Origin of the sequence: Microbispora hainanensis, assembly GCF_006874475.1 — a bacterium.
Taxonomy (GTDB): domain Bacteria; phylum Actinomycetota; class Actinomycetes; order Streptosporangiales; family Streptosporangiaceae; genus Microbispora; species Microbispora hainanensis.
The window spans coordinates 1-25,628 of the sequence record NZ_VIRM01000012.1; the positions used below are offsets into that span (position 1 = coordinate 1).

26 protein-coding genes and 1 pseudogene are annotated in these 25,628 nt (G+C 70.3%); 13 read left to right on the top strand and 14 right to left on the bottom strand.

From position 1 onward, the window contains the following. Positions 1–49: 49 nt before the first annotated feature. The 4 genes and pseudogenes from FLX08_RS42010 to FLX08_RS40535 form a co-directional block, all read right to left on the bottom strand. Positions 50–355: an AAA family ATPase gene (locus tag FLX08_RS42010; RefSeq protein ID WP_142618934.1), complete on the bottom strand. Its 306-nt coding sequence runs from the start codon at positions 353–355 to the stop codon at positions 50–52. A 67-nt stretch (positions 356–422) separates the two neighbouring features. Further along, a pseudogene (locus FLX08_RS43590) lies at positions 423–917 on the bottom strand (AAA family ATPase); the annotation flags it as partial. 92 nt (positions 918–1,009) lie between these two features. Continuing rightward, positions 1,010–1,375: a nuclear transport factor 2 family protein gene (locus FLX08_RS12110; RefSeq protein ID WP_142618935.1), complete on the bottom strand. Its 366-nt coding sequence runs from the start codon at positions 1,373–1,375 to the stop codon at positions 1,010–1,012. Between the two features lie 19 nt (positions 1,376–1,394). Then, positions 1,395–1,544 (bottom strand): hypothetical protein, encoded by a 150-nt coding sequence (locus tag FLX08_RS40535; protein WP_167530377.1) that lies wholly within the window; start codon positions 1,542–1,544, stop codon positions 1,395–1,397. An 80-nt stretch (positions 1,545–1,624) separates the two neighbouring features. Here FLX08_RS40535 and FLX08_RS12115 point away from each other — a divergent pair, with 80 nt between their 5' ends. The 6 genes from FLX08_RS12115 to FLX08_RS12140 all read left to right on the top strand — a co-directional run bounded on the left by FLX08_RS12115 (position 1,625) and on the right by FLX08_RS12140 (position 6,966). Continuing rightward, positions 1,625–2,182: a TetR/AcrR family transcriptional regulator gene (locus tag FLX08_RS12115; RefSeq protein ID WP_142618936.1), complete on the top strand. Its 558-nt coding sequence runs from the start codon at positions 1,625–1,627 to the stop codon at positions 2,180–2,182. A 110-nt stretch (positions 2,183–2,292) separates the two neighbouring features. Next, entirely contained in the window at positions 2,293–2,775 is a 483-nt protein-coding gene (locus FLX08_RS12120) for a hypothetical protein (protein WP_142618937.1), read from the top strand. Between the two features lie 266 nt (positions 2,776–3,041). Further along, positions 3,042–4,001: a GNAT family N-acetyltransferase gene (locus FLX08_RS12125; protein ID WP_244312577.1), complete on the top strand. Its 960-nt coding sequence runs from the start codon at positions 3,042–3,044 to the stop codon at positions 3,999–4,001. A gap of 216 nt (positions 4,002–4,217) precedes the next feature. Next, the gene (locus FLX08_RS12130; RefSeq protein WP_142618939.1) at positions 4,218–4,670 is read left to right on the top strand and encodes an NUDIX domain-containing protein; all 453 of its coding nucleotides are present in this window, start codon (positions 4,218–4,220) and stop codon (positions 4,668–4,670) included. A 256-nt stretch (positions 4,671–4,926) separates the two neighbouring features. After that, complete coding sequence (locus FLX08_RS12135; protein WP_142618940.1) at positions 4,927–5,844, top strand: hypothetical protein; 918 nt, start codon at positions 4,927–4,929, stop codon at positions 5,842–5,844. Positions 5,845–6,021: 177 nt separating this feature from the next. Continuing rightward, a complete protein-coding gene (locus tag FLX08_RS12140; RefSeq protein WP_142618941.1) occupies positions 6,022–6,966 on the top strand; it encodes a hypothetical protein in 945 nt (314 codons plus the stop codon). Positions 6,967–7,204: 238 nt separating this feature from the next. On the opposite strand, the gene FLX08_RS12145 is transcribed toward FLX08_RS12140, so the two are convergent. Beyond that, positions 7,205–8,131 carry a TIGR03564 family F420-dependent LLM class oxidoreductase gene (locus FLX08_RS12145; RefSeq protein WP_142618942.1) on the bottom strand — a complete coding sequence of 309 codons (927 nt, stop codon included), beginning with the start codon at positions 8,129–8,131 and terminating at the stop codon, positions 7,205–7,207. A 284-nt stretch (positions 8,132–8,415) separates the two neighbouring features. Here FLX08_RS12145 and FLX08_RS12150 point away from each other — a divergent pair, with 284 nt between their 5' ends. Together FLX08_RS12150 and FLX08_RS12155 are read left to right on the top strand one after the other, a co-directional pair. After that, a complete protein-coding gene (locus FLX08_RS12150) occupies positions 8,416–8,937 on the top strand; it encodes a TetR/AcrR family transcriptional regulator (protein ID WP_244312578.1) in 522 nt (173 codons plus the stop codon). Between the two features lie 11 nt (positions 8,938–8,948). Next, on the top strand, positions 8,949–9,491 hold the full coding sequence (locus tag FLX08_RS12155; protein ID WP_142618943.1) for an MOSC domain-containing protein: 543 nt from the start codon (positions 8,949–8,951) through the stop codon (positions 9,489–9,491). A 59-nt stretch (positions 9,492–9,550) separates the two neighbouring features. Here the strand turns inward: FLX08_RS12155 and FLX08_RS12160 are convergent, their stop codons facing one another. The 6 genes from FLX08_RS12160 to FLX08_RS12185 all read right to left on the bottom strand — a co-directional run bounded on the left by FLX08_RS12160 (position 9,551) and on the right by FLX08_RS12185 (position 15,904). Further along, a complete protein-coding gene (locus FLX08_RS12160) occupies positions 9,551–9,907 on the bottom strand; it encodes a hypothetical protein (RefSeq protein ID WP_142618944.1) in 357 nt (118 codons plus the stop codon). Between the two features lie 24 nt (positions 9,908–9,931). Then, positions 9,932–10,612, bottom strand: a complete 681-nt coding sequence (locus tag FLX08_RS12165; RefSeq protein ID WP_142618945.1) for a uracil-DNA glycosylase — start codon at positions 10,610–10,612, stop codon at positions 9,932–9,934. Between the two features lie 184 nt (positions 10,613–10,796). After that, positions 10,797–11,684 carry a carbohydrate ABC transporter permease gene (locus FLX08_RS12170; RefSeq protein WP_142618946.1) on the bottom strand — a complete coding sequence of 296 codons (888 nt, stop codon included), beginning with the start codon at positions 11,682–11,684 and terminating at the stop codon, positions 10,797–10,799. Next, the gene (locus tag FLX08_RS12175) at positions 11,681–12,997 is read right to left on the bottom strand and encodes an ABC transporter permease (RefSeq protein WP_142618947.1); all 1,317 of its coding nucleotides are present in this window, start codon (positions 12,995–12,997) and stop codon (positions 11,681–11,683) included. The genes FLX08_RS12170 and FLX08_RS12175 overlap by 4 nt, the downstream gene beginning before the upstream one ends. Before the next feature lie 316 nt (positions 12,998–13,313). Then, positions 13,314–14,639 (bottom strand): ABC transporter substrate-binding protein, encoded by a 1,326-nt coding sequence (locus FLX08_RS12180; protein ID WP_142618948.1) that lies wholly within the window; start codon positions 14,637–14,639, stop codon positions 13,314–13,316. Between the two features lie 2 nt (positions 14,640–14,641). Continuing rightward, on the bottom strand, positions 14,642–15,904 hold the full coding sequence (locus FLX08_RS12185; RefSeq protein WP_142618949.1) for an ABC transporter substrate-binding protein: 1,263 nt from the start codon (positions 15,902–15,904) through the stop codon (positions 14,642–14,644). Positions 15,905–16,040: 136 nt separating this feature from the next. Here FLX08_RS12185 and FLX08_RS12190 point away from each other — a divergent pair, with 136 nt between their 5' ends. The 3 genes from FLX08_RS12190 (at position 16,041) to FLX08_RS12200 (ending at position 19,643) form a co-directional block, all read left to right on the top strand. Then, positions 16,041–16,547, top strand: a complete 507-nt coding sequence (locus FLX08_RS12190; RefSeq protein ID WP_142618950.1) for a PadR family transcriptional regulator — start codon at positions 16,041–16,043, stop codon at positions 16,545–16,547. Next, complete coding sequence (locus FLX08_RS12195; RefSeq protein WP_142618951.1) at positions 16,544–17,293, top strand: ABC transporter ATP-binding protein; 750 nt, start codon at positions 16,544–16,546, stop codon at positions 17,291–17,293. The genes FLX08_RS12190 and FLX08_RS12195 overlap by 4 nt, the downstream gene beginning before the upstream one ends. A gap of 76 nt (positions 17,294–17,369) precedes the next feature. Further along, entirely contained in the window at positions 17,370–19,643 is a 2,274-nt protein-coding gene (locus FLX08_RS12200; RefSeq protein ID WP_142618952.1) for an ABC transporter permease, read from the top strand. 93 nt (positions 19,644–19,736) lie between these two features. Here FLX08_RS12200 and FLX08_RS12205 read toward each other — a convergent pair whose 3' ends face one another. From FLX08_RS12205 to FLX08_RS12215, 3 genes are all read right to left on the bottom strand, one after another. Further along, entirely contained in the window at positions 19,737–20,327 is a 591-nt protein-coding gene (locus FLX08_RS12205) for a superoxide dismutase family protein (RefSeq protein WP_167530379.1), read from the bottom strand. A 192-nt stretch (positions 20,328–20,519) separates the two neighbouring features. After that, positions 20,520–22,250, bottom strand: coding sequence for a maltose alpha-D-glucosyltransferase (treS, locus tag FLX08_RS12210; RefSeq protein WP_142618954.1), 1,731 nt, complete (start codon positions 22,248–22,250; stop codon positions 20,520–20,522). A gap of 218 nt (positions 22,251–22,468) precedes the next feature. Then, positions 22,469–24,148 carry an asparagine synthetase B family protein gene (locus FLX08_RS12215; protein ID WP_142618955.1) on the bottom strand — a complete coding sequence of 560 codons (1,680 nt, stop codon included), beginning with the start codon at positions 24,146–24,148 and terminating at the stop codon, positions 22,469–22,471. Between the two features lie 201 nt (positions 24,149–24,349). Here FLX08_RS12215 and FLX08_RS12220 point away from each other — a divergent pair, with 201 nt between their 5' ends. Together FLX08_RS12220 and FLX08_RS12225 are read left to right on the top strand one after the other, a co-directional pair. Further along, positions 24,350–24,829, top strand: coding sequence for a hypothetical protein (locus FLX08_RS12220; protein ID WP_142618956.1), 480 nt, complete (start codon positions 24,350–24,352; stop codon positions 24,827–24,829). Further along, positions 24,820–25,371 (top strand): hypothetical protein, encoded by a 552-nt coding sequence (locus FLX08_RS12225; protein ID WP_142618957.1) that lies wholly within the window; start codon positions 24,820–24,822, stop codon positions 25,369–25,371. The genes FLX08_RS12220 and FLX08_RS12225 overlap by 10 nt, the downstream gene beginning before the upstream one ends. The last annotated feature ends 257 nt before the right edge of the window (positions 25,372–25,628 follow it).

The following is a 25,628-nucleotide window of genomic DNA, read 5'->3' on the forward strand; positions in this document are numbered from 1 at the left end:
TGAACGGTCCGTGGCTGCCGGTTGCCGCGGGGCCCCTGCGATCCTCGCCTCATCCGCGCCTGCCGGGCATCGAGGACAGGACGGCTTCGGCGAACTCCTGGTGGCTCACGATCGGGGTGGCCCCGTAGCGTCCGGAGAGGTAGCGCCGGCCGATCGCCTCTTCCTTCCGCGGTCCGAGATCCGACAGCGGATACAGGCGAGTGCTGCCGTCGGCGAGTTTCTCCGTGAACCAGATCTGGTCCCGCCCGAGCGCGCGATCGTCGGATGTCCCGCCGAGGAGCGTGGCGTCGTGCGAACTGAAGATCAGCTGTCCGCCGAGCGGATTGGACTCGGGATCCTGGAAGAGGCCGATCAATCGGCGTGACGAGTGTCGGGTGCAGGCTCGCATCCAGTTCATCCGCGAGCAGGACCGCTCCCCTTTGCAGCGCAGAGACGGTGGGGCCGATCAGTCCCAGCCAGACAAGGGTGCCGAGTGACTCCTCCTGCACGTCGAAATCGACATCCTCGTCCGAGCCGGCATGGCTGAGGACCAGACCCATTTCCGTCAGGTCGATCTCGAATGTTCCGTCCGCGTCATCCTCCCGTCCGGCGAGGATTTTGACGGCCCGGCGAACACGGTCCACGACCGCGGGATCGAGCGGCCGGATCCGGGCGTCCGCGATGCCGACATCAGCGGCCTTGATCAATGCGAGAACCTGCTCGCGGCTGTCGTCATTGCGCAGGAGATGAGTGGTGTAGGCCCACCGTATCTGCCGGCTGGATGCTTCGGCGAGGAGCAGATTCCTTTCGAACCACTGGAAAAGAGGAAGCAGGTCGGGGTGTCCTGCGGCAGCGGCCGCCGAGAGAAAAAGCGAGTTGGGTCGAGTGATTTTTTCGACGGCCCGGCCGACGGCGCGGTTGCTTGATCCCAGCTCTATGGGCTTGCCCGCGAACTGAGACCGAGTCGCTCAACGTGGCTGTGGTGCCCCGGCCCTCCCGCTGATCCGTACGCGAGGGCCGGGCGGGGTGGTCAGCTCTCGATGAACTGGTGGTCGGTCCTGATCCGGCCGTCCTCGCCGAGTATGAGGAAGTCGAACCCGACCGAGTCCACCTCGCCGGAGGCCGTACGCACCATCTCCCAGGTGAAGCGGACCGCGCCGTGGTGCCCGTTGGCGTTCTCCACGGCCCGGAAGACGTACGTGCCCGGAGCCACCCACTTGTCGTACGACGTGGCGATGCGCACCTCCAGCTCCGCGTGGCCGTGGGCCTCCAGCGACGGGGTGTAGTGGGCGGCGTCGGGGGCGAACAGCCGGGCGATCGACTCGCGGCGTGCGGTGGCGTCGGGCTCGTTCCACACCGCGACGTAGCGGCGGGCCAGGTCGTTGAGGTCGTTCATGGTTCTCCTCCGATGACGGTCAGGCTGCGGCTCTGGCACGCGGCAGCCACTGGACGAGAGCGGCGATGGCCAGGGTGATGACGATGAGGTAGGCGAGCCCGTGCTGGAACGCGACGGTGACGCCGCCGGACAGGGCGCTGTAGAAGACGATGCCGATGATGCCCTCCAATGTGGATAGAACGATCGGTATACGCCGCCCAATTAGATAGACCGGTTGATCTACTGTCAAGTGCGTGCCAGAATCGTCACGTGACGACGAGACCCGGTCCCCGCCAGCGGCTGCTCGACGCCGCCAGGGAGCTCACCTACAGCCAGGGCGTGCAGGTGGGCGTCGACGCGATCCTCAAGCAGGCGGACGTCGCGAGACGCTCGCTCTATCAGCACTTCGGCGGCAAGGACGGCCTCGTGGCCGAGGTGCTGCGCAGTGACGGCGGGCTGGACCGCTACCACCAGGTCATGGACGCGGCGGGGGACGATCCGCGCGATCGGGTGCTGGCCGTGTTCGACGAGCTCGACGTGATCACCTCACAGCCGGCCTTCCGCGGATGCCGTTACACCGCGGCCGAGCTCGCGCTCACCGACCCCGCGCATCCGGCGCACGGGGAGGTGCGGTCCTTCAAGGAGGGTCTGCACCGGTTGATGGCGGCGGAGCTGACCCGCCATGGGCATCCCGCTCCCGACGCGGGCGCCGACCAGCTCCTCGTGCTCATCGACGGCGTGCTCGCCCACGCCGTCACCCGGCCCGCCGCCCGTCCGGCCCTGGCCGCGCGGGCGCTAGCGGAGGCCGTACTCGCCGCGTCGAGATGATTGGCCTTGCCCAAATTTGACTGTTTCGGTCATCTCCTGGTTGATGATCCGCAAGGATGATCGCCAGGACGCCGCCCGGACCGAGGGCGGCGGTTGGGAAAGGACAACGTATGCGCAGGTCTGCGGGTACGGTCGTCGTCGCTGCGGCGCTGGCCGTCGGAGGGCTCGTCGCCAACCCGGCATACGCGATCTCGGCCGGCTACACCCCCGAGGGGGTGTGCGGCTCCGGCTTCGGCCGGGTCTCCACCGACGGCAGCCGGGCGGTGAAGACCCCTTCCGGGCGGGTCTTCGGGCGCGTCTACCTGCTCTACAACCGCAAGACCGGGCAGAACTGCGTCGTCACCATCAAGTCGTCGTACGCCGGCACGGCCACCCGGACGTCCGCGACGCTGGTGACGCAGGTCAGGCGCCACCGCGACGAGCCGGTGACCACGGCACGCAAGAGCGACAGCGGGAAGTACAAGTACTACGCCGGTCCGGTCAAGCTCTACGCCAAGGGCCTGTGCGTCAAATACTCCGGCACGATCGCCGACACGCGCATCAACGGCGAGGTCGCGAGCGGCGGTCGCAGCGGGTGGGGCAACTGCCGCTGATTCCGGACGTCCGCACCACGGCTCGGTAGGGCCGCCCGGCCTGCGCCGGGCGGCCCCTTCCGCGGGCGGCCCGCCGCGGGTGGCATTCGGGCCGGCCGTAAATGATTGGCGGGCCGGACGGCAGGTCCGATAGAACAGGCGGACCTTCGATGACGAGAGGAGGGACGAGCCGATGTACACCGAAAACGTCGTGCCGGTTCCTTCCCGGGGTATGGCCGGACGCTGACCCCTGGGCGCGAGCGGCACACCTCACCCGAGGAAGTGCAGTGAACCCCGACAACCTGATCATTCGCCCCATCGCGGGGCGTTCGGAACTCGACCTTTTCCGCCGTCTGCCCTACGTACTGAACGACGAGCTGGACGACGACCTCGCCGCCGGCCGGCGGCGGCCCGAGTGGATGTGGATGGCGTTGCGCGGCGACCACCTCGTCGCACGGCTGTCCTGGTGGGCCCCGCGTGCGGGCGAGCCGCCGGAGCTGTTGGACATCCTCGACCTCGACGACGCCACGCCCGCACCGGCGAGCATCGACGCCGGGGTCCGGCTGTTCGAGACCGCGAGCGCCGCGGTGCTGCCGGCCGGGGTACGCCCGCCGGAGCACAACGCGTTCGTCCCCGCGCGGTGGCGCGACGACGCGGGGGCGAGGCGGGCCGTCGAGGGCCGCATCGCCGTACTGGAGCGGACCGGCGCCCGGCCGCTCGTCGAACGGCTGCGGCTGGAGTGGCGTCCGGGCACGCCCATCGCACCGCCGAGCGGGCGACTGGCCTTCCGTCCCGTGGCCGGCAGGGAGGAACTGGTCGCGCTGATGACCCTCGTCCTCGACGGCACGCTCGACGCCCACAGCCGCGCCGACCTCGCCCGCATGCCCGCCGAGCAGGCCGCGGCCCAGCACTGCGACGACGAGCTCGCCCACTATCCGAGCCCACGGGAATGGTGGCGGATCGGCACATCGCCCGAGGGCGAACCCGTGGGATTCGTCATCCCGGCGCGCAACTCCTACAACGCGATGATCGCGTACATCGGGGTCGTGCCCGCGCACCGTGGCAAGGGCTACATCGACGACCTGCTGGCCGAGGGGACGCGGATCCTCGCCGGGCAGGACGTCCCGCGTGTCCGCGCCGCCACGGATGTCGGGAACGTCCCGATGGCTCAGGCGTTCCTCCGTGCCGGATACGAGATCATCGGGCGGCGCATCGACATGACCTGGAGCGAAGGCGAGCCCGAGTAGTTTCACCCCCCGGACCCGGTGCTCGCCGGGCCCGGGGGACCTCCTTCGCGGAACCCGAGGTCGCCCGGCGGGGGGCCGGGGTCGGCGGCGCCGTACGCGTTGCCCAAGGACCTGACCGCCGGTCAATGGGCGTCCCTCTGGCGGGAAGCGGCGCGGAACCGGCGGCCGGGCCTGTGATGATGTCCTTTTCGCCACATTGTGGACGAAAGGAATCACGTGAACGATCTGGTCGCCCGGCTGTGGCGGAGCATCGGCGGCTCGGTGCAGTGGCGGCTGCTGTGGATTTCGCAGGCGAAGTTCATGGTCGGCGTGACGGGGATCGTTCGCGACGGAGACGGGCGGGTTCTGTTGCTCCGGCACCGGTTGTGGCCGGAAGGCCGTCAATGGGGGTTGCCCACCGGCAGCGCCAAGAAGAGGGAGACGTTCCAGGACACGGTCGTCCGGGAGGTGCGCGAAGAGACCGGTCTGACGGTGCGCGTCGGCGAGCTCGTCCAGCTCAGGAGCGGCTACCGGCTGCGGGTCGAGGTGGCGTACGAGGCCGAGTTCGTGGGCGGCGCGATGAAGCTCGACCCCAGGGAGATCCTGGAGGCCCGGTGGTGCACGCCCGACGACCTGCCGGAGGGGACGTTGGAGGCCCATCGGCTCCTGATCTTGGGCAGGGCCGTTTAGAGGGCCGGTCGGAGGGTCGCCGCACAGGTCGTCGACCCGTGACCTGTGGACAAGGGCGGCGTGGCACGGAGATTCGCCCGTTCTGCTCGCCGGCTGTCCACAGAATGGCGTTCTGTCGGCCCGGACGACGGTGGATTCGCGCAGGCTGTGGCTCTGCGGTAGTGCGGGGAGCGGCAGGCGCGGAGCCGCCTGCTCCTGCGGCACTTCCCGCGGCCGCTTCGGCGGTTGAAATGCAGCACGTCGCGGAGGAGGAGCCATGCGAATCACCTATCCCGTGCCCGCGCAGACCTCGTCGGTCTTCGTCGTCGTCACGGACCGCACGCCGACCGATCTCTCGTCGATCGTCCCCTGGCGGATGGGGCCGTCCCACCGGCGCGCCGCCAGGGACGCGCTCGGCACGCCACGGCTGAGGCTGGAGGCGTTCCGGTCGACGCGCTCCCCATGGCGGCGCATGGACCTGAGCGCCGAGGACCTCAAACGGGTGAGACGGGCCCGCCACCACGTGGTGGTGACGAGCAACGCTCCCGTCGAGGAACAACCCGAGGCCGCCCAGGTCGCCCGGGCGGCAGCGCGCGGAATCGCGGAGGTTTATCACGGCGTGTTGTACGACCCGCTCACCGGAGCGGCCGTCTACCACTGCGCCGAGTGCCCGGGGGAACGGCGCGACTTCGACCTCGGCGACGACTGGCTGGGCTGGAGAGTGTCGTGCGCCGACGAGGAGCACGCCTGTGCCCTCGGCCTTGGCGCTGCCGCAGCCGTGGGAGCCGATGCCGGCGAGGGCTGTTCGTGCCTCGTCACGACCTCACGCGGCCTGCGGCGTTTCGGTCTGCCGGAGATCGCGTTGACCGGCCTCGCCTGCGCGCACAGCCTGTGCGCGGCAACCGTCCTGCGGGCCGTGGCCGACTCGTTGCTCGCGGATCACTTCGCCTGGCTGTCCTCGGGCTCCCGGCGGCAGACCGAAACGCCGCCGCTCTGCCGTGCAGTCTCCCGCCGCCTCCGGGTGGCGGGCATCGACTACGCCGTGCTGTCCAGCGGAGCGGACGAGGAGGGCGCGCTGCTGCGCGTGCGCCTCACGCCGGCCGCCGCCGCGCGTTCGTGCCTCAAGCTCGGCCTGCCGGGCGGTCACGGCGGGAACCCCCACCCGCACCACACCCCCGGCCTGCTGGTCGCCTGAACCGCCCCTCCGGGCGGCGTGCCGGAGCGGGGCGCGGTGTGCGGCGCACACGTGAGGCGTGCGGCGCACGAGCCGGGGGAGGACGCAGGATCGCCGGCACGATCGGGCTGGTCCCCTGGCCAGGTGATCAGGCGGCGGCGCGGGAACGTTTGGACCTCTATCGGACGTCTGTGAGGTGTGACCCTTTTCGCTGCCATCGATGACGAGATCCGGGACGCGCGGGACCGCGCCAGACGCCGCGACCAGCTCACCCGGCAGCGTGCCACTCTCCTGACGCAGATCGAGGAGGTTCGTGGCATGCTCGCGGAGTTGGAGCAGCAGCTCGCCAAGGAGGACCGCGACGTCGCCAAGCTGGAACAGGGCGGCTTCACCGCCTTCCTGGCGGGACTCACTGGCGACAAGGAGGAACGCCTGGCACGGGAACGGGCCGAGGCGGCGGCGGTCCGCCAGCGGGTCACCGGCCAGCGCACCCGGCTCGAGTGGCTCACGGGCGATTTGCGGACCACCGACCAGGCCCTCGCGGAGCTGGGCAACCCGCATCAGGAGCTGGAGGTGCTGCTCGCCCGCAAGGAACGGATGCTGGTCGAGTCGGGGGACCCGCGCGGGCGGGAGCTGGCCGACATCGCCGCCCGGCTGGCGAACCTCGGCGCCGACCTGCGCGAGCACCAGGAGGCGCAGCAGGCCGGAGCCGCCGCGGGCCAGGCGGTCGGCTACGTCCTGCGGCACTTGGGCGGCGCTCGCGGCGCCTCGACCTGGGACATGTTCAGCAGCGGCGGCGGCTTCGCCGACATGGTCGAGCATGGGCACCTGCGCCAGGCCGACGAGGCGGCCTGGCACGCGCAGGGTGCGCTCGACCGGTTCTCCCGCGAGCTGGCCGACATCGGCGTCGCCGCCGCGCCCCAGTTGCCGAAGGTGGACACCCGCTGGTTCGCCGACGTCTTCTTCGACAACATCATCACCGACGCCATCAAGCACCAGCGCATCACCCGTACGGCGGAGGCCGTCCGCGAGGTGGCCGAGTGGGTGGGGGCGATGGTCAACCAGGTGTCCGCCCGCTGCGGGGAGCTCACCCGCCAGCAGGAATCCCTCGCCCGGCGGCGCGAGGAGCTCCTGAGCTCCTGACCTGTCCCGCCCGGCCCGGCCAGCCGGAGAAGCCGTCGGCGGACGCGCGTCCTCAGGCGGCGTGCGGCGTTCGTCCCTTGGCCGTGGTCAGGGAGTGCGCGTCTCTGGCTGCGCCATGGGATAGCGCCTTGGCCGGCCCGTGCGGTCCGCGCCTTGGCCGGTGCTGTGGGGTTCGCATCCCGGGCCGACCCTGTGTGGCGCCCACCGTGGGCGGACTCGTGGTCCGAGCGGCCGCGTCTCATATCAAGTAGTCCGCTGATCGGGCGAGGTCGGCGAGCACCGCGAGGGTGCGTTCCTGCTGGTGCGCGTCACCGTAGGGCGACGCGGCGAACTCGGTGACACCCGCTTCGGCGAGTCGCCGGATCTGGCGCACCACCGCCTGTTCGTCACCGACGATCACGACGTCTTCCGGGCCATCCGCACCCTCCCGGTCGAGCACGGCCCGATATTCGGGCACGTGGCCCGCCAGCCCGAACTCCGCGGCGATGCGCCGCCGTACGCCCTCCTCGTCCTCCGTCACGCAGACGATCAGCTCCGCGACGACGCGGGGGGAGGGACGCCCGGCGGCATGGGCGGCCCGCGTGACCGCCGGGACTATGTGGCCGGCCAGGGTGCGAGGGCCGGTCATCCAGGTCACCACGCCGTCCGCGCGCTCGCCCGCCAGGCGCAGCATGGCCGGGCCGAGCGCGGCCAGCAGCACGGGCGGCGGCGTGGCGCCGGGAACGTGCACCGTGCTCTCGACGGTGTACATCTCGCCGTGGTGGCTCACGTGCTCGCCTCTGAGCAGGGGACGGAGCACCGACAGGTATTCGCGCATCCGGGCGACGGGCCGCTCGGCGGACAGTCCGAACATCGTCCCCGTCATCATCGCGATCCCGGCACCGATGCCGAGGGTGAGCCGGTTCCCGGTCGCCGCCTGGACGCTCAGGGCCTGACTCGCCAGCACCAGTGGATGACGTGCGGGCACCGGCACCACGGACGAGCCCAGCGCGATGCCCGGCACCTGGGCGCCGGCCATCGCCAGCGCGGTCAGCGCGTCCCATCCGAGCGCCTGGGCGGTCCAGGCGGTGGCGAGACCGGCGTCCGCCGCCGCACGCACCTGGCAGGTGAACTGTTCGGCCGTCACGGCTCCCCGCACCTCACCGACGAGAACACCGATCCTCATCGAACCCCTCATCTCCACGAGCTCAACCGGAGAGGCTCTCCGGTTTAAGTGCGGTTAGAATACGGAGAACCTCTCCGGATGGCAATGTGAGGGTGGAAGTGAGGACCGAGAGTGCCGGGGCACGCCGACGGCAGGCGAAACAGACGGCCAGTGCGAGTTCACCGGCCGCTGGACCGGCGGCCGAGCCGAGTTCATCGGGCGCTGGGCCGGCGGGTGCCGTGAAGCCGACCGGCGCTGCCGGGGGCAGGCAGATGCGGGCCGACGCGCGGGATAACCGCGAACGCGTGCTTCGCGCCGCCAGAGCCGCCTTCGCCGAACACGGGGCCCAGGCGTCGCTCAACAAGATCGCACAAAGCGCGGGGGTGGGCCCGGGCACGTTGTATCGCCATTTCCCCACCCTCGGAGCCCTGCTCGTGGCGATTATCGGGGACGACGTGGCGGCGCTGTGCGAGAAAGGACGCGACCTGCTCGGCCACCCGTCCCCGGTGGAGGCGCTGCGCACTTGGCTGCGAGCAGTAGCCGAGCACGCGACCACGATGCGGGGTTTGGTGGCCGCCCGGATGGCCGTTCCTCCCGCGCCGGACGACGACGCGGCGCTCGCCGCGTGTCACGAGCGGATCCGGGCCACCGGGTCCGCCCTGCTCGAACGCGCGCAACGGGACGGCGGAGTGCCTGGCGACGTCGAGATCGGCGACCTCCTCACGCTGGTCAACGCGATCGCGTGGGTCAGCCAGCAGGCCCCGTGTGACGAATATCTGCTTGACCGTCTTCTCGCCCTCGTGCGCGGAATGGAGCCGTTGCCCTGAGAGGAGAAGGCATGACGAGCAGAGTGACGGCGGTGAGCCGCAGCGCCACCCACACCTTCAGCAAGACTCCGCTGGAGTCGATCCGGCTGCTGGCCGGCCTGGGCGTCGAGGGGGACGCCCACGCCGGAGTGACGGTGAAGCACCGGTCGCGGGTCGCCCGTGATCCCCGTCAGCCGAACCTGCGTCAGGTGCACCTGGTGCACGCGGAGTTGCACGACGAACTGCGCGAGGCGGGCTTCACCGTACGGGAGGGGGACATGGGGGAGAACGTCACCACCAGAGGCGTCGATCTGCTCGCATTGCCCACCGGGACGCGGCTGCGCCTCGGCGAGACCGCCATTGTCGAGGTGACCGGTCTGCGCAACCCGTGCGTGCAACTCGACGGTTTCCAGGACGGGCTGATGAAGGCCGTGCTGGGCCGGGACGAGGAGGGCAACCTGGTGCGCAAGGCCGGGGTCATGGGCATCGTCATCGAGGGTGGCGAGGTCCGGCCGGGCGACTCCATACACGTGGAGCTCCCGGCCGGACCGCATGAGCCTCTTCGGCCGGTGTGAGCGGTGCGGGCGCCTGCCCGCGGTTCCCCGACGCTTGACCGGCCGTCAGCAGACGGGTCTCAGTGGGTGTGGCCCGGCTCGTCGTGGTCGTGATCGTGATCGTGGTCGTCCTCGTCCTCCAGGGTGCCCTCCGACGGCTCCACGCCGAGCATCGCCTCGCGCGGCTCGACCTCGGCGACGTGCTCGACCAGGCCCAGCACGTGGTCGGGCTCGATCAGCCACTGCAGGGCCGCCGCGCCCGTCTCGTCGGAGTTGACCAGCTCGATCTGCTCCTGCCGCTCGGCGTCGTCCAGCTCGGCCTGGGGGTCGCGGATCTCGGCGAGCGCCGCTGCCTGCAGCGCGTCGACATCGAGGACCTCGACCACCAGGTCGACGGTGAGCCGCAGGTAGCGGCCGGTGTCCGTTCCATCGCTCATGGTGGTGATCCTATCGGCTAGCCGTTACGGCAGTTTCCACTCGACCGGCGTCCCGCCCTGCTGCTCCAGCAGGGCGTTGGCCCGGCTGAACGGACGGGAGCCGAAGAACCCGCTGCGCGCCGACAACGGGCTGGGGTGGGCCGACTCGATGCACGGCACGTCGCCCAGCATCGGCCGCAGGTTGCGGGCGTCGCGGCCCCACAGGATGGCCACGAGCGGCCCGCCCCGCGCGACCAGCGCCTTGATGGCCTGCTCGGTCACCTCTTCCCAGCCCTTGCCCCGGTGGGAGGCGGGCTTGCCCGGCATCACCGTCAGCACCCTGTTGAGCAGGAGCACGCCCTGCTCCGTCCACGGGGTGAGGTCGCCGTTCGAGGGCGGGGTGGGGTGGCCGAGGTCGGCCATGTACTCCTTGAAGATGTTGACCAGGCTGCCCGGAAGCGGCCGTACGTCGGGGGCCACGGAGAAGCTCAGCCCGACGGGGTGCCCGGGGGTGGGGTACGGATCCTGACCGACGATCAGCACCCGGACCTCGCTCAGCGGCTGCTGGAAGGCGCGGAGGACGTTGTCCCCCGCCGGGAGGTACTGGCGGCCTTCCGCGATCTCCTGCCTGAGGAAGTCGCCCATGGCGGCGATCCGCCCGGCCACGGGCGCGAGGGCCTCGGCCCACCCGGCTTCCACGAGTTCGTGCAACGGACGTCCTGACATGTCCGCGCACTCTATCGGCTTTTCGGCCCCCGTACGGCCCGGCAGCGGAAAGATCGGATGCCCGCTTACCCCCGTGAAGCGGGCATCCGACGTACTTTCGGCACGGTGCGCCATACACGGGACATTTCCCGTGGTGACCGCGGTGATGCCGGAGGCCCCGGGACGATCCGGGGCCTCCGGCCGGTCACTTGACCGAGCCCGCAAGCATGCCCTGCACGAAATACCGCTGGAAGGCGAAGAACAGCACCAGCGGGATGATGAGCGACAGGAACGCGCCCGGCGCGAGAATGTCCACGTTCGTGCCGAACTGCCGCATCTGGGATTGCAGTGCCTTCGTCATCGGCTGGTTCTCGGTGTCGGCGAACACCAGCGCGACGAGCAGGTCGTTCCACACCCACAGGAACTGGAAGATGCCGAGCGACGCGATCGCGGGCTTGGCCAGCGGGAACACCACGGTGGCGAAGATCCGCCACTCCGGCGCGCCGTCCATCCGCGCCGCTTCGAGCAGCTCACGCGGAATGCCCACGAAGAAGTTGCGCAGCAGGAAGATGGCGAACGGCAGGCCGAACGCCACATGGAACAGCACGACCCCGAGGATCGAGCCGAAGATCCCGAGGGCTCCGTACAGCTTGGCGATGGGGATCAGCGCGATCTGCACCGGGACGACCAGGAGGGCGATGACCACGAGGAACACCAGGTCCCTGCCGGGGAACTCGATCCAGGCGAACGCGTACGCCGCCATGGCCGCGATGCCGATCACCAGCAGCGTCGCCGGCACCGTGATGAGCACGGTGTTCCAGAACGACGAGCCGAAGCCCGACGCGAGCAGGCTCGAGTAGTTGTCGAACGTGAGCTGCGCGGGCTTGGTGAACAGCGTCCACCAGCCGGAGGAGTTGTTGTCGGTCTCGCCGCGCATCGAGACGACGAGGAGCCCGAGAGTCGGGAGCAGCCAGAAGAGCGCGACCAGGACCATGAAGACCTGGACCAGGCCGCCGCCGAGGCGGTCGGCCACCCGTGCGACCACGTTGCGCTGGATCGGCTGCGCGTGCCGGGGTTCGGCCAGGGTCGTCATCCCTCGTCCCTCCTGAACCGGCGGATGTTGAAGATCATGAACGGCACCACCAGCACGAGCAGGAAGATCGACAGCGCGCTTCCCAGGCCCTGGTTGCCGCCGCCGCCGAACGACACGCGCCACATCTCCAGCGCGATCACGTTGGCCTGTGGCTGCACCGAGCCGGGGGCGATGATGAACACCAGGTCGAAGACCTTCAGCACATTGATGATCATGGTGACGAAGACGACGAGCAGCACCGGCGACAGCAGCGGCACGGTGATCCGGCGGAACACCTGCCACTCGGTCGCGCCGTCGATCCTGGCCGCCTCCAGGGCGTCACGGGGGATCGCCGACAACCCGGCCGCGATCAGCACCATCGCGAATCCGGCCCACACCCAGATGTACGCGCCGATGATCGCGGGGGTGATCAGCGCCGGCCCCAGCCAGGTGAGCCCGTTGAAGGGCGCCGTGAAGTTCGACTGCGGCAGCCGTACGACGTAGGAGCCGGCCGGGAGACCGGAGAAGCGGAACGTGCCGTCGGCGGCCGTCTCGGTCGTCGCCTTGACCGCGCCGCCGGATACCGCCTCGACCGTGATGCCGCCGAGGCCCTTCTCCTGCGGGTCGATCTGGTTCAGGGTGCCTCCGCCGCCGCGGACGACGTCGAGCCAGACGGTGCCGCTCAGGCCGTCGCCGCCGGGGGCCGCCTTGGCGGGTGCGGCGTCCTTCACGACGTCCTGGGTCAGGCCGACGAGCGGGATCAGCACCGGGCTGCCCGCCTGCACCTCCTGTCTCGTCACGACGGCGCCGTCCTGCACGACCGCGGGCGCCTGGTCGTTCTCTCGCGGCCGGGCTCCGGGGTAGCCCGCGCTTGAGGAGAAGGCGTCGTGGACGGTCGTGACGATGGCGTTGGCCACGCCCTTGTCGGGGTCCTGCTCGTACACGAGGCGGAAGATGACCCCGGCGGCGAGCAGCGAGACGGCCATCGGCATGAACAGCACGAGCTTGAACGCCGTCGACCACTTGATGCGCTCGGTGAGCACCGCGAAGACCAGGCCGAGCGCGGTGACGATGATCGGGGCCACCACGACCCAGATGATGTTGTTTCTGATCGTGGTGAGCGTCGAAGAGTCGGTGAAGATCGAGACGTAGTTGCCCAGTCCGACGAAGCGGTCGCCGGTGGCGTCGAAGAGGCTGCGCCAGATGGAGTAGACGACCGGGTAGATCACCCACGCGGCGAGCAGCAGCACCGCCGGGAGCAGGAACATCACCGCGAGTCTCGGCGGTGGGCCGAGGCGCGGGGACGCCTGCGCGGCGCCCTCCGTGCCCTCCATGCCCTCCGCGGCGACCGCGCCGGGCGGGGCCGCCGTCGCGGACCCCGCCGCCGGCTCACCGGAACCGGCAGCGGAATCGGGCTCGGCAGTGGAATCGGAATCGGAATCGGAATCGGTAGAGGACTCGGAAACGGTCAGGGAGTCCGAGGCGTCCGGGGCGCCGGCCCCGGAATCGGAGTGGGCCGCTCCCGGCTGGGGGGAGTCGGAGGAAGGATCTGCGAGGGGTTCGCGCGGGCCGGAGGAGGCCCCGGCGACGGCTTCTCCGTCGCCGGTGGCCTGCGGGCCGTCCAACCGATCGGTCACGGCCGTACGTCCTTTACTTGAAGGCCTTGGCGGCGTCCGCCTCGAGCTTCTCCTGCGCGCCCTTCACGTCGGAGGGGTTGCGGAGGAAGTCCTGCAGGTCCTTCCACTCGCCCTTGCCGTCCGTGCCGCCGAAGGCGCTGGGGGCGAGGTCGGACATGTCATACCGCACCGACTCGCCGGCCGAGATGATCGTCTGGGCGAGCTGCTTGGTCAGGTCGTCGGGGTAGTTGTCGGGGGAGACGTTGCGGTTCGGGGACAGGTAGCCGGGCTGCTTGGCCCAGACCTCGCCGCCCTCCTTGGACGCGAGATACTCCACCAGCGCCTGCGCGCCCTTGCTGTCCTTCATCACGACCGCGACGTCACCGCCGAGGATGACCGGAGCGGTGTCGCCGGCCTTCGGGAACGGCATGATCTTGGCTTCCTCGCCGACCTTGGCGCCCGACTGGCCCAGGGAGGCGGCGACGAAGTCGGCCTCGATGACCATCGCGGCCTTCTTCTGGGCGTACACCTGGGTGACGCAGGTCGGGAAGTCGGTCTGCAGCGCGCCGGACGAGCCGCCGAGCATGAACTCCTTCTTGCCGAAGATCTGCGCCATCTTCTCCAGGGCGGTCGCGACCGTGGCGTCGGTCCACGGGATCTCGTGCTTGGAGAGCTTGTCGTAGTTCTCCGGGCCCGCCGTGGACAGGTAGACGTTCTCGAACAGGTCGGTCAGCGTCCAGCCGGAGGCGGCGCACAGCGCGAACGGCGGGACGCCGGAGTCGGACAGCGTCTGGGCGTTCTTGATCAGATCGTCCCAGGTGGTCGCGGGCTGTGCGCCGGCGTCGTCGAAGGCCGACTGCCGATACCAGACGAGCGACTTGTGCGCGGCCTTGACGAGCACGCCGTACACCTGGCCCTTGGCGGAGCCGAGCTCCTTCCAGTAGGGGGTGTAGTTCTGGTCGATCTGCGCCTGCACCTCGGGGGCCAGCGGCTTGAGCGCGTTCTCGTCGGCGTACTGCTGCACCAGGCCCGGCTGCGGCAGGATCGCGACGTCCGGAGGGTTGCCGCCCTGGATGCGGGGGCCGAGGTAGGCGCCGGTGTCCTCACCGGTGGACGCGTAGGTGACCGTGGCGCCGGTCTTCTCCTCGAACGCCTTGAGCACCTTCTCGAAGTTGGCCTGCTCGTCGCCGGTCCACTTCGCGGCGACCTCGACCTTCACACCCTCCAGGGGCTTGGCGGCGGCGCTGTCCGCGGCCGGGGCGCTGCCCGAGGCGGCGGGCTCGCTGCCGGAGTCGCTGCCGCACGCGGCCGCGGCGGCGAGAGCGAGGCACGCGACCATGATGGGGGGAAGTTTCCGCATATCTATCCTCCGAACTGGATGACCTCGCCGAGTCCCTGTTTCAGGTCGGCGACGGTCTCGTCTACGGGTTTTGCGAGGGTGAGCGCGCCGGAGACGGCGCTGGAGATCAGCAGGCTGACCTGGTTGTAGTCGGCGGTGACCGGCCTGGGCCGGGCCGAGACGATCGCCTCCTTGAGCGCGGGCAGATAGGGGAACCGCTTGATGAGCTCCGGGTCGTCGTACAGCTCCGCCCACACCGGCGGGAACGAGCCCTCGGTGAGCACGAGCCGCTCGTTGTCGAGACCGGTGAAGTAGCGGATGAAGTCGAGCGCCGACTTCTGCCGCTTCGAGAAGGCGCTGATGGCGAGGTTGTAGCCGCCCAGTGAGCTCGACCCCGGCCCGTTCAGCCCGGGCAGCCGGGCCACCGAGAACTTCCCGGCCAGTTTCGAATGGGCGGCCGGTCCGTACGCGTGGGGCCAGTTGCGGGCGAACAGCAGCCGCCCCTCCTGGAAGGCGAGCCGCGACTCCTCTTCCTTGTACGTCAGCGCCTCGCGGGGGATCCACCCCTCCTTGACGCCGCCGACGAGGAAGTCGAGCGCGGCCCGCGCGCTGCCGAGGTCCATCGTGACCTTGCGGGCGTCCGGACTGAGGATCGACCCGCCTGCCGACTGCACGGCCTCGGCGAAGTTGACGGTCAGCCCCTCGTACGGCAGGAACTGCCCGGCATATCCACCGATGTGATACTTCGCGCTCAGGCGGGAGGCCTGATCGCGCAGCTCCGCCCAGGTCTTGGGCGGCTTGAGGTGCTCCTTCTTCAGGATGTCGGACCGGTAATAGAGCAGGCCGGCGTTGCTGGTGTAGGGCGCGGCCCACAGCCTGTCCCGGTAGATGGCGGTGTCCGCGACGCCCTTGAGCAGCTTGTCCAGGGGGAACAGGCTGCGGTCGAGCGGTACGATCCAGCCGGCGTCGGCGAACTCCGCCGTCCAGATCACGTCGAGCGCGAGCACGTCGTAGACGTCGTTGTGCGCCTGCAGGTTGGCCACCATCTGTGCGCGCTGCTCGTCGGCCGCCTCGGGCAGTTCGAGCAGCGACACCGGCTCGTCCGGGTGTGTCTGGTTCCACCGGTCCAGCAGCGGGCGGAGGTAGGCGGTGGTGTCCCTGCCGATCGCCAGTGTGATCGGCCCGGTGCCGTCGCTGCCCACCGTGGACGGGGCGCCGGTGTCGGCGAGCCCTGCACAGCCGGCCGCCAGGAAGACGGCCAGTGCGGCGAGAGCTCGGCGAACCATGTGGCCTCCGTATGAAAAGCCGGTTACATACGTGTTAGGTAGGTGCATGCATGTTATGCATAGCGATAATGTGAGCGTCAACGGATGAGCTCGTAACGCTCCGATAACTGCTCGATACGGCTGGGGGGGTGGGCGCGTGCGGCAGTCGCTGCTGGCGCTCCTTGCGAAGGAACCTGCCCACGGATACGAGCTGAAACAGGCACTCGAAACGATCTTCGGGGGCGCCTACCCGTCGCCCAACATCGGCCAGATCTACGTGACGCTGGGCCGGTTGGAGAAGGACGGGTACGTCCGGTCGGTCGACGTCGAGCAGGCCAACCGGCCGAACAAGAAGGTCTACTACATCACCGCCACCGGCAGGGAGGCGCTGGAGACCTGGGTCGAGGAGCCCACCGAGGGCCCCCGGGTGCGTGACGAGTTCTTCATGAAGCTCGTGCTGGCTCCGATGACCGGGCTCTCCGACCGCATGGCGTTGGTGAACCGGCAGCGACGGCACTACCTTTCGCTCATGCGAGATCTCCGCGAGCTGGCCGAGCGCACCGATCCGGCCAACCGCGTCGCGCTGCTGCTCATCGAGGGAGCCATGCTCCACCTGCAGGCCGACCTCGACTGGCTCGAACGCTGCCAGGAGGACCTGCCATGAGTTCAGAGGCGCCCGTCGTACGGGCCGTCAACCTGGTGAAGATCTACCAGACCGGCGGGTTGCCGGTGCCCGCCGTACGCGGGGTCGACCTGACCGTCGAGGCGGGAGAGTTCGTCGCGATCATGGGCCCGTCCGGGTCGGGTAAGTCCACCCTCGTGCATATGCTCGGCGGCCTGGACACGCGCACCAGCGGCGAGATCTGGCTGGACGGCAGGCGGGCCGACACGCTCTCCGAGAGCGGGTGGGCGGTGCTCCGCCGGGAGAAGATCGGCTTCGTCTTCCAGTTCTTCAACCTGGTCGCCAACATGACCGTGGCCGACAACGTCGAGCTTCCCGCGCTGCTGGGCGGCGTCTCGCCCCGGCAGGCCAGGGAACGGCGCGAGTATCTCCTCGGCGAGCTCGGCCTGGCCGACCGCGCCGGGGCGTCGCCGGCGCAGCTCAGCGGTGGCGAGCAGCAGCGGGTCGCGCTGGCCCGCGCGCTCGCGAACCAGCCCCGGCTGCTGCTGGCCGACGAGCCGACCGGCAACCTCGACAGCCGCAACACCCGCGACGTGCTGCGCCTGCTCGGCCAGGTGCACGGGCAGGGCCAGACGATCGTGCTGGTCACCCACGACGCACGGGTGGCGAGCATGGCCGACCGCGTCGTCAGCCTGCTGGACGGCCAGATCGTCGACGACGGCGCGATCCCGAAGTCGCGCCGGCGCCCCCTGGGAGCGGCCGGAGACGTCGTGGAGCTGCGCAGTTGAGTCCGTCCGGCCGCCCTGCCTCCCCGGCCACCCGCCTCAAGAGCCCGCAGAGCCCGGCTCGGCGCGAGGGGGCCGCGTGATCACGACGAGGACCGCGGAGCTGCGGTGGATCCGCGCGGACCTGCGGGCGCGCCGGGGCCAGGCGGTGCTCACGGTCCTCGCGGTGGCGGGGATCGTCACCGCGCTGATCATCGCGGCCACGCTGCTGGAGGACGGCACCAATCCCTGGCGCGGCCTGTTCCAGCGCAGCAACGGCGCGCACATCTGGATCCACAGCAAGGACGTGCCCGACGTGTCCGCGCTGCGCCAGTTGAAGGGCGTGACCGACGTCGCCGGGCCCTACCGCAGCGCACCCGCCACGCTGGTCGCGCGCGGCCGGCGGGTGCCGATCACGCTGCAGGAGACGCCGGCGGCCCTCCCCGCCGTGGCCCGCCCGCTCCTGCGCGAGGGCCGCTGGCTCGACGTACGCACGCCGAACGGCGTGGTCGTCGAGCGGTCGTTCGCCCGCGCTCTCGGCCTGCGGCCGGGCAGCCCGTTCACCGTCACCGGACTGAACGGTGCGACCCACACGCTGACCGTCGCCGGGCTGGCGGAAAGCGGTGACCAGGGGTTCTACCCGGAGTGGACCCCGGGCCTGGCCTGGACGCTCGCGCAGACGCTGAACGTGGTCGAGCCCGCGCCCGGCCGCACCGAGACCGTGACCGGGCTGCGCCTGGCCGACCCCGCCGCCACCGATCTCGTCGTCCAGCGGGCCGTCTTCACGATGCGCAACCAGGTGCAGCGGGTGACGACCTGGCGTGAGGTGCGGGCCTCCATGGAGCTCGACAACCGGCTGCTCGGCCTGCTGCTCGCGCTGTTCGGCGGCGCGGGCCTGGTCGCCGCCGCGCTGGCGCTCGCCAACGCCGCCGGAGGCCGGGTGCTGATGCAGTTGCGCGACATCGCCACGCTCAAGTCGCTCGGGTTCACCCGGGGCCAGGTGGTCCGGATGCTCGTCATCGAGCACGGCACGCTCGGGTTGCTCGGCATCGCCGCCGGCGCGCTCGTCGCCCGGCTGATCACGACGTACGCCATGGGGGAGTCGGTCGTCGTGCCGCTGTCGGCCGGCCCCCTGTCCGCGATCCTCGTGGGGACGTCGCTGACGGTGCTGGCCGCGGTGCTGATCCCGGCCTGGCGCGGCGGGCGCACCCCGCCGATCCCGGCCGCCCCGGCGGCGCCGCCGCGCGGGCACCTGTCGAGGCTGGCGCGGGTCGCCCTGCTCGTACGGCTGCCGCCCGCGCTCGTCCTCGGCGCGAGGGACGCCTTCACCCGCAGGGCGCCCGCCGCGCTCACATTGTGCGGCGTCGCCATCCCGATGATGATGATCACGATCGGGCTCGGCTGCTGGACGACCCTGGACGACTTCATCCGCCATCCGGAGAGCGTGGGCCAGGCGGCGGCCCTGACCGTACGGCCGGCCGAACTGACCGCCGAGGAGGCGCGCCAGCGCGCGATGGCCGACCCGGACGTGGTCGCGGCCTATCCGGGCGCCGAGCTCGACGCGCTCGTCCCCTGGCAGACCAGGACCGTGCGGACCAGGGCGCTCGGCCTGTCCTCCGACCCCTACCCCTTCCCGGTCGTCGAGGGCCGGATGTTCGCCGACCGTGGCGAGGCGGTGGCCGGGCAGGGCCTGCTCGACCTCCTCGGCGTACAGATCGGCGACCGGGTCCGCGTGACGATCGGCGGCACGCCGCTGATCGTGCGGATCGTGGGCCGCGTGGTCGAGCCGGAGCAGGACGGCGAGGTGCTGTCGCTGGGGGTGGACAGCCTGGCGGCCAAGGACGCGGAGCCGCCCCAGTTCTACGCCCTCGTGCTGAGATCCGGCGCCGACGCGGCCCAGGTGCGGGCCCGTCTGCAGGGGCAGGGGCTGGAGGTGGCCCAGGCCGTGAACCCGGCCGACCGGCTTGTGGTCATCCGGGTGATCATCGTCGCGCTGGTCGCCGTGCTGGCCCTGATCGGGCTGGCCAGCCTGCTGACGGCGAGCGCGCTCGGGCTGCGCGACCACATCCTCGACCTGGCCGTGCTCAAGGCGATGGGGCTGACCCCGCGTCAGGTGATGGCCACGCTGGTGACCGCCACGGGCCTGCCGGCGGCGGTGGGGGTCGTGCTGGGCGCCGCGGCGGGGGCGTCCTGGTCACGGTGGCTGATCGATCTGGAGGGCCGCGGCAGCGGCGTCGGCGCCGGCATCGGCCGCGCCCCCACACCCGGCATGCTCGCCGCGGCCCTGCTCATCGCGATCGGCGCGGCGTTGCTGGTGGCGCTGATCCCCGCCAGGCGGGCGGCGCGGGCACAGGTGCCCGTCACCGCCCGCTGAAGGAACGGAGAACCCGCCCCAGGCACCCGCCGATCCTCCAGCGCCGTAGGGTTCAGCGCCTGCTGAAAGCGCCGTCTCTCCAGGAAGCGCCTCTCAGTCTCTCCGGAACACGCCGCAGGCGATCCGGCCGCCCGAGTCGCCGGCCTTGAGCGTCTCGGCGTCGGGCCCGGCCGTCCCCGAATGGGTGTAGCGGCCGGGGATGTTCGCCTGGTTGTCCGGCTTGGCATGGACGACGACCGACCTGCCGCCGCCGCTCAGCAGGTCCTCCACTTTGAACCGGTCGGTGACGTAGGCGGCCTGGCCCACGCCGTCGCCGCGGACCTGGAGATCGGGCAGGTCCCCCGTGTGCCCCGGGTGCGAGCCCGAGCCCAGGTGGGGGCCCGCACTGAAGAAGGGGCTGCCGGTCGCCGGGTCCTTCGCGTTCGGGTCGCAGACGGCCTTGTCGTGGATGTGCACGCCGTGGAACCCGGGCGGCAGGGCCGTGACCCTGATCTTCACCTCGGTCCCGCCGTTCTCGTCGTTCTCCACGTGGACCGTCCCGACGTTCTGCCCCTGCGCGTTCGTGAGAGTCGCGGAGGCGTCGACGTCGCCCGGCACCATTGGCGTCCGTGCCGTGGCGACCCCGGAGACGGCCGCGCCCGCGACCAGCGCGGCGGCCAGGGACAGGTAGGTGTGCCGGAGCATGAGGCTCCCCCTCCCGCCGATGCGAGAAATCCGCCCGTTCATCACGGTAGGCACATCGGGCGAAAGGGGTGGGCCAAGGCGGCGTCAAGTCTGCCGTGAGCGCGGCGACGCCCCGCCGGAGGCCCCCCGTTGGAAGGGCCCGTGGAAGGGCCCGTGGAAGGGCCCGGGGCGGGGCGTGCCGCGCCGGCCGGATCAGGACCTGCGCAGGGACAGCCAGTAGAAGCCGTACCCCGGCAGCGTGAGCAGGTAGGGCAGCTCGCCGACCGTCGGGAAGGGGACGCCGCCCCGGCACTCGACCGGAGTCACCCCGGCGAAGCGCCGCAGGTCGAGCTCGACCGGCTGGGCGAAGCGCGACAGGTTGTTGACGCACAGGACCACGTCGTCGCCCTCCTCCCGCAGGAAGGTCAGCACGCTCGGGTTCGGCGACCACAGCTCGGTGTAGCTGCCGGTGCCGAAGATCGGGTGCTCCCGCCGGATCTGGAGCATCCGCCGGGTGAAGTGGAGCAGCGACGACTCGCTCTTGGTCTGCGCCTCGACGTTGACCGACTGGTAGCCGTACACCGGGTCCATGACCACGGGCAGGTAGAGCCGGCCGGGATCGGCGTCGGAGAACCCGGCGTTGCGGTCCGGGGTCCACTGCATCGGCGTACGGACCGAGTCACGGTCTTCCAGCCAGATGTTGTCGCCCATGCCGATCTCGTCGCCGTAGTACATGACCGGCGAGCCCGGCATGCTGAGCAGCAGCGCGGTGAACAGCTCGATCTGGTCCCTGTCGTTCTCCAGCAGGGGGGCCAGGCGCCGCCGGATGCCGAGGTAGGCGCGCATGCGCGGGTCCTTGGCATACTCCGCGTGCATGTAGTCGCGCTCTTCCTCCGTCACGGTCTCGAGCGTCAGCTCGTCGTGGTTGCGGAGGAAGATGCCCCACTGGGCGCTTTCCGGCAGCTTCGGGGTGCGCGACATGATCTCGGAGATCGGCTCGCGGCTCTGCCGGCGTACGGCCATGAAGATGCGCGGCATCAGCGGGAAGTGGAAGGCCATGTGGCACTCGTCGCCGCCCTTGGTGGGGTCGCCGAAGTATTCGACGACGTCCTCCGGCCAGCCGTTGGCCTCGGCGAGCAGCACCCGGTCGGGGTAGATCCGGTCCACCTCGGCACGGACCTTCTTGAGGTAGGCGTGCGTCTCCGGCAGCCCGGCGCAGGAGGTGCCCTCGCGCTCGAACAGGTAGGGCACCGCGTCCAGCCGGAACCCGTCCACGCCGAGGTCGAGCCAGAAGCGGATGACCTCCATCATCGCGTTCTGGACGTCCGGGTTGTCGTAGTTGAGGTCGGGCTGGTGGTGGAAGAACCGGTGCCAGTAGTACTGCTTGCGCACCGGGTCGTACGTCCAGTTCGACTCCTCCGAGCCCACGAAGACGATGGGGACGCCCGAGTATGTGTTCGGGTCGTCCGACCAGACGTAGAAGTCTCCGTACGGGCCGTCCGGGTCGCTCCGGGACGCCTGGAACCAGGGGTGCTGGTCGCTGGTGTGGTTCATCACGAGGTCGGTGATGACCCGCAGGCCGCGCTCGTGCGCGGCCTCGATCAGCTTCACGAAGTCGCCGAGGTCGCCGAACTCCGGAAGGATCTTGAGGTAGTCGGAGATGTCGTAGCCGCCGTCCTTGAGCGGGGACTCGTAGAGCGGCAGCAGCCAGAGGCAATCGACCCCGAGCCATTTGAGGTAGTCGAGCTTCTCGATCAGCCCGCGCAGGTCGCCGGTGCCGTCGCCGTTGGAATCCTTGAAGCCGCGGACCAGTACCTCGTAGAAGACCGCGCGCTTGTACCAGCGGGGGTCCTGTGAGGTGAAATCGGTGATCTCCGGGAGATCGCCGGTGGTGGCGCCGAATGACCCGGAAGCCGAGTCAGGGCAGGGCGCAGCAGCGTTCATCTGGTTCTCGCTTGAGGAAGGAGGAGCGTGTTGTCAGGTCACACCCGAGCTTTTGAAGCTCTCGCCATGATGTTTGGCTCTATTTGACCAAAACTACCACCAGAAGTGGTCTGACCGAAAAGGCTGACGCCGGTCTGACATGCAGTTTTTACCTGTTTTCAGGTGATCACAGGCTGTTACCGCACAGACGCGTCCCACGACTGTGCGGACTCCCCGCCCTACGCCCCGGACCAGGGCGGAGTGAGGTCGCCGAGCACGTCCTCGTAGTCGGTCAGCCACGCCCCGAACGCCACCAGCGCCCGCAGCCAGAACCGCGAGTTCCACGACCCGAAGGCGGTCAGCGCGTCCGGCCCGCCGGCGATCGCGTCCCCCATCTGGGGCGACACCAGCCCGGGGATCCGCGCGGCCCTGACCAGCATCCGGTGGTTCCACTCACGGGCGACCGGCCCGTTCGAGCGCAGCGGCACCCGGCGGTTCGGCAGCAGCGGGGTGTTGGTCGAGGGAAGCGCCGCCACGCGGGGGTTGGCGGCCCGCAGGACCTCCCGGTAGAATTTCCCGCCCTCCTTGCGGACGACCGGCACCGACAGCGCCGCGTCGAAGAACTCCGGGTGCAGGAACGGGAAGACCGGGGTCGCCTCGGGGCCGACGAGGTTGACCGGCGACCGGGCGATGCCCCGCACGGTCCGGGTGTGCAGCACGCTCAGCGGCAACTCGGCCCGGTGCCCGTGCAGCATCGAGGTCGCCCGGGTGAACGCCGTGCGGACCCGGTCGTCCATCCACGCGGCGGCGGCCTCGCCGAGCACCGGGATGTGGGCGTCGCCGGTCGACAGCGCCTTCAGCAGCGCCTCGCGGCGGGACGCGCCCGTCCCCGCGCCGACGGCGTCCGCCGTGATGAGGAAGTTCTTCATCAGCGGGCCGCCCGCGAGGCCGTCCACCAGCGCCCGGCCCGCGCCGTGCACCTCCCGGGCGAAGGGGGAGTACCACGCGTGGTGGCTGGTGAGGAACTCCAGGCGCCGGGCCGCCCACAGCGCCTCCTCCGGGTACGCGGCCGGGTCCTGCGGCATGATCCGGTGCGGGACGCCCAGCTCGCGAGTGATGTAGCGGGCGAAGTCGATGTCGTTGTCCAGCCCGTCGTCGGGGCTGGTGGTCCACGACTCGACGTCCATCTTCCTGGCCACCGCCACGCTGGCCAGCAGCCGCGAGTCATACCCGCCGCTCACCGGCACCAGCACCCGCTCGTACGGCTTGAGCGCGTCGTGCAGCAGCGCGACCAGGTCGCCGCCGGTCACGCCCCGGTCGACCGGCTCCTCCCGCACCCAGCGAGGGGCCCGCCGGTCCACCTTCAGCCTGCGCTCGCGCCGCGACCAGGTCAGCGCGGTCGCGCCGGGCAGACGCCGGATCTGGCGGTAGGGCGTGTCCTCGAGGAGCGGATAGGTGAGCATGAGGATCGCCGCCCACGCCTCCCAGTTCACCTCGTAGGGCCGCCGGGCCAGCGCGAGCAGCGGCTCGATCAGCGAGGAGAAGTAGACGGCGTCGCCGTCCTGGAGGTAGTAGACGTCGACCAGGCCGAGGCCGCCCGTGTGCAGGCTCACCGTGCCGGGCTCGTCCACCAGCCCCGGGGTCTCGTAGGTCTCCGCGACCCGCAGCCACGCGTTCGCCCGGGGCTCGCCCCCGGTCTCGGGCTGCCGGCCGCCCCACGCGTACGCGGTCGTCCGGGCTCCCGTGGCGTACGGCGCCAGGGGGGCCGACGTGAGCAGCGCGGCCTCCGGTGCCGTGTGCACGGCCTGCACGGCCGGTCCCGACCGTGCCAGCAGGTCGAGCGTCGCCTGCTCGAAGGGCCCAATGGCCCCGCAGACGTACGGCCTGGCCTGGAATCGCGGCCACTCACCCTTGCGCACGGTTTGCCCTCCCTTGAACCCCAGCCGAGTCTACGGACCTCAGGGCCGCCCGGGGGACCGGAGCCCGCCCCGGCCGCCGGCGAGAGCGCAGTCGTTCAGCGGCCGTAACGAAACGGCTTCCCCTGTTTGCGGCGGCCTGCCGGACTGGTGAGATCAAGGCAGGCCCGATTCACGGTGGAGACGGCGAGAGGTGTGGCTCTGATGAAAACGGTCCTGCGCCTCATCCTGGTGCTTGCCGTGACGGCCGGTCTCGCCGGCTGTGTGCAGAACCAGATAGGGACTGTGGGGCTGACGCGATCGCAGGACGGTGGCCTGAGCGTGCCCGTCGCCTGGTGCGGAAGGTCGCCTCACTCCATGACCGTGACCATCCTGGTGCACGAGTCCTGGGAGCGAGTCGCCGAGTTCAGCACAACGCGGGTCGGGAGTGGTTCCGTGACGCTTGATCTCGAGTCGCCGTCACCGGACTGGAAATCGGTGTGGGGTGATCCGCATCTCCGTCCCGGCGTCACCTACTACGTCGAGGCGTCTCCTGACGACGGGAAAGACGCGATCGTGGGTCAGCTCAGGTTCAGCCTGAACGACGCGGCCACGCTCCGCCCCGGGGAGGTGTATGTCGGCGACAAGAACGATCTGTACACCTGGAACGAGTTCCTTGAGAGTGCGGATGTCATGTGCGCCTGAACCTGTCGATCTCGATCTTGTGGTCTGGCGAGCTGATGTCTTCCCGTTCTGGGCAAGCGCAACGGCTGGTGCGCGGCGGGCGACTGGCCCTGGCCCTGTGGACTGCGCTCGTCCTTCTGCCCGGCTGTTCTTTCTTCTCCGGCACGACATCTCGGGTGGAGCGTGCCGTCGTCGACGAAGTACGACATATCGGCGGCGTTATCGCGGAGGCGACGACGGAACGCCACTGGGATGGTCAAACGGCGGTCACGGACGTTCTGGTCACCGACATGAGGAGCACAGGCAGCCGGACGGCGCTGGAGAAGGCGATCGCCCTGCTGAAGGCCTTTGGCTGGACGATCGAAATGCGGCGACTCCCTGACTGGGTATCCATGCGATCGGGCCGATGGAAGGACACCCGACTGTCCCTGATTCGAATCGCGTCCTACCAGTTTGACGAGTTCGAAGACCCGGAGCTGGCAAAGATGATCACAGCCGTGCGCACACGGGGCGAAACCGAGGGTGTCGTCGTCCTCGAACTCGACCGGGCAGACAGGTCGTGATCGCCGCTGCCCTGCATCAACCGGGGACTGTAGATCGTCGGGCATGGCCGCCCGGCAGATCCCCCCATGCCGGTCAGCGCCCTGAGGCAACTGCGACTCCGATCGGAGCCGCGACACAGCCCGCGACGGGGTTACCCGAGAACAGCGTCTGACACGAGCTCCGGCATGCGCGGGTTCGTCCGAGCCACCGCCTTCGGAGATCGTCCGCGGACGACTCGCTCGGCATGGTCGGCGCGAGGTCGAGGGTGGTCTGCGAA

Coding starts and splice junctions, on each gene's coding strand:
- treS (WP_142618954.1), bottom strand. CDS start 22,250: ATGAACGCTGCTGCGCCCTGCCCTGACTCGGCTTCCGGGTCATTCGGC.
- FLX08_RS12160 (WP_142618944.1), bottom strand. CDS start 9,907: ATGAGCGATGGAACGGACACCGGCCGCTACCTGCGGCTCACCGTCGAC.
- FLX08_RS12155 (WP_142618943.1), top strand. CDS start 8,949: ATGACGAGCAGAGTGACGGCGGTGAGCCGCAGCGCCACCCACACCTTC.
- FLX08_RS12175 (WP_142618947.1), bottom strand. CDS start 12,997: ATGGAGGGCACGGAGGGCGCCGCGCAGGCGTCCCCGCGCCTCGGCCCA.
- FLX08_RS12120 (WP_142618937.1), top strand. CDS start 2,293: ATGCGCAGGTCTGCGGGTACGGTCGTCGTCGCTGCGGCGCTGGCCGTC.
- FLX08_RS12135 (WP_142618940.1), top strand. CDS start 4,927: ATGCGAATCACCTATCCCGTGCCCGCGCAGACCTCGTCGGTCTTCGTC.
- FLX08_RS12205 (WP_167530379.1), bottom strand. CDS start 20,327: ATGCTCCGGCACACCTACCTGTCCCTGGCCGCCGCGCTGGTCGCGGGC.
- FLX08_RS12165 (WP_142618945.1), bottom strand. CDS start 10,612: ATGTCAGGACGTCCGTTGCACGAACTCGTGGAAGCCGGGTGGGCCGAG.
- FLX08_RS12195 (WP_142618951.1), top strand. CDS start 16,544: ATGAGTTCAGAGGCGCCCGTCGTACGGGCCGTCAACCTGGTGAAGATC.
- FLX08_RS12170 (WP_142618946.1), bottom strand. CDS start 11,684: ATGACGACCCTGGCCGAACCCCGGCACGCGCAGCCGATCCAGCGCAAC.
- FLX08_RS12185 (WP_142618949.1), bottom strand. CDS start 15,904: ATGGTTCGCCGAGCTCTCGCCGCACTGGCCGTCTTCCTGGCGGCCGGC.
- FLX08_RS12145 (WP_142618942.1), bottom strand. CDS start 8,131: ATGAGGATCGGTGTTCTCGTCGGTGAGGTGCGGGGAGCCGTGACGGCC.
- FLX08_RS12180 (WP_142618948.1), bottom strand. CDS start 14,639: ATGCGGAAACTTCCCCCCATCATGGTCGCGTGCCTCGCTCTCGCCGCC.
- FLX08_RS12110 (WP_142618935.1), bottom strand. CDS start 1,375: ATGAACGACCTCAACGACCTGGCCCGCCGCTACGTCGCGGTGTGGAAC.
- FLX08_RS12220 (WP_142618956.1), top strand. CDS start 24,350: ATGAAAACGGTCCTGCGCCTCATCCTGGTGCTTGCCGTGACGGCCGGT.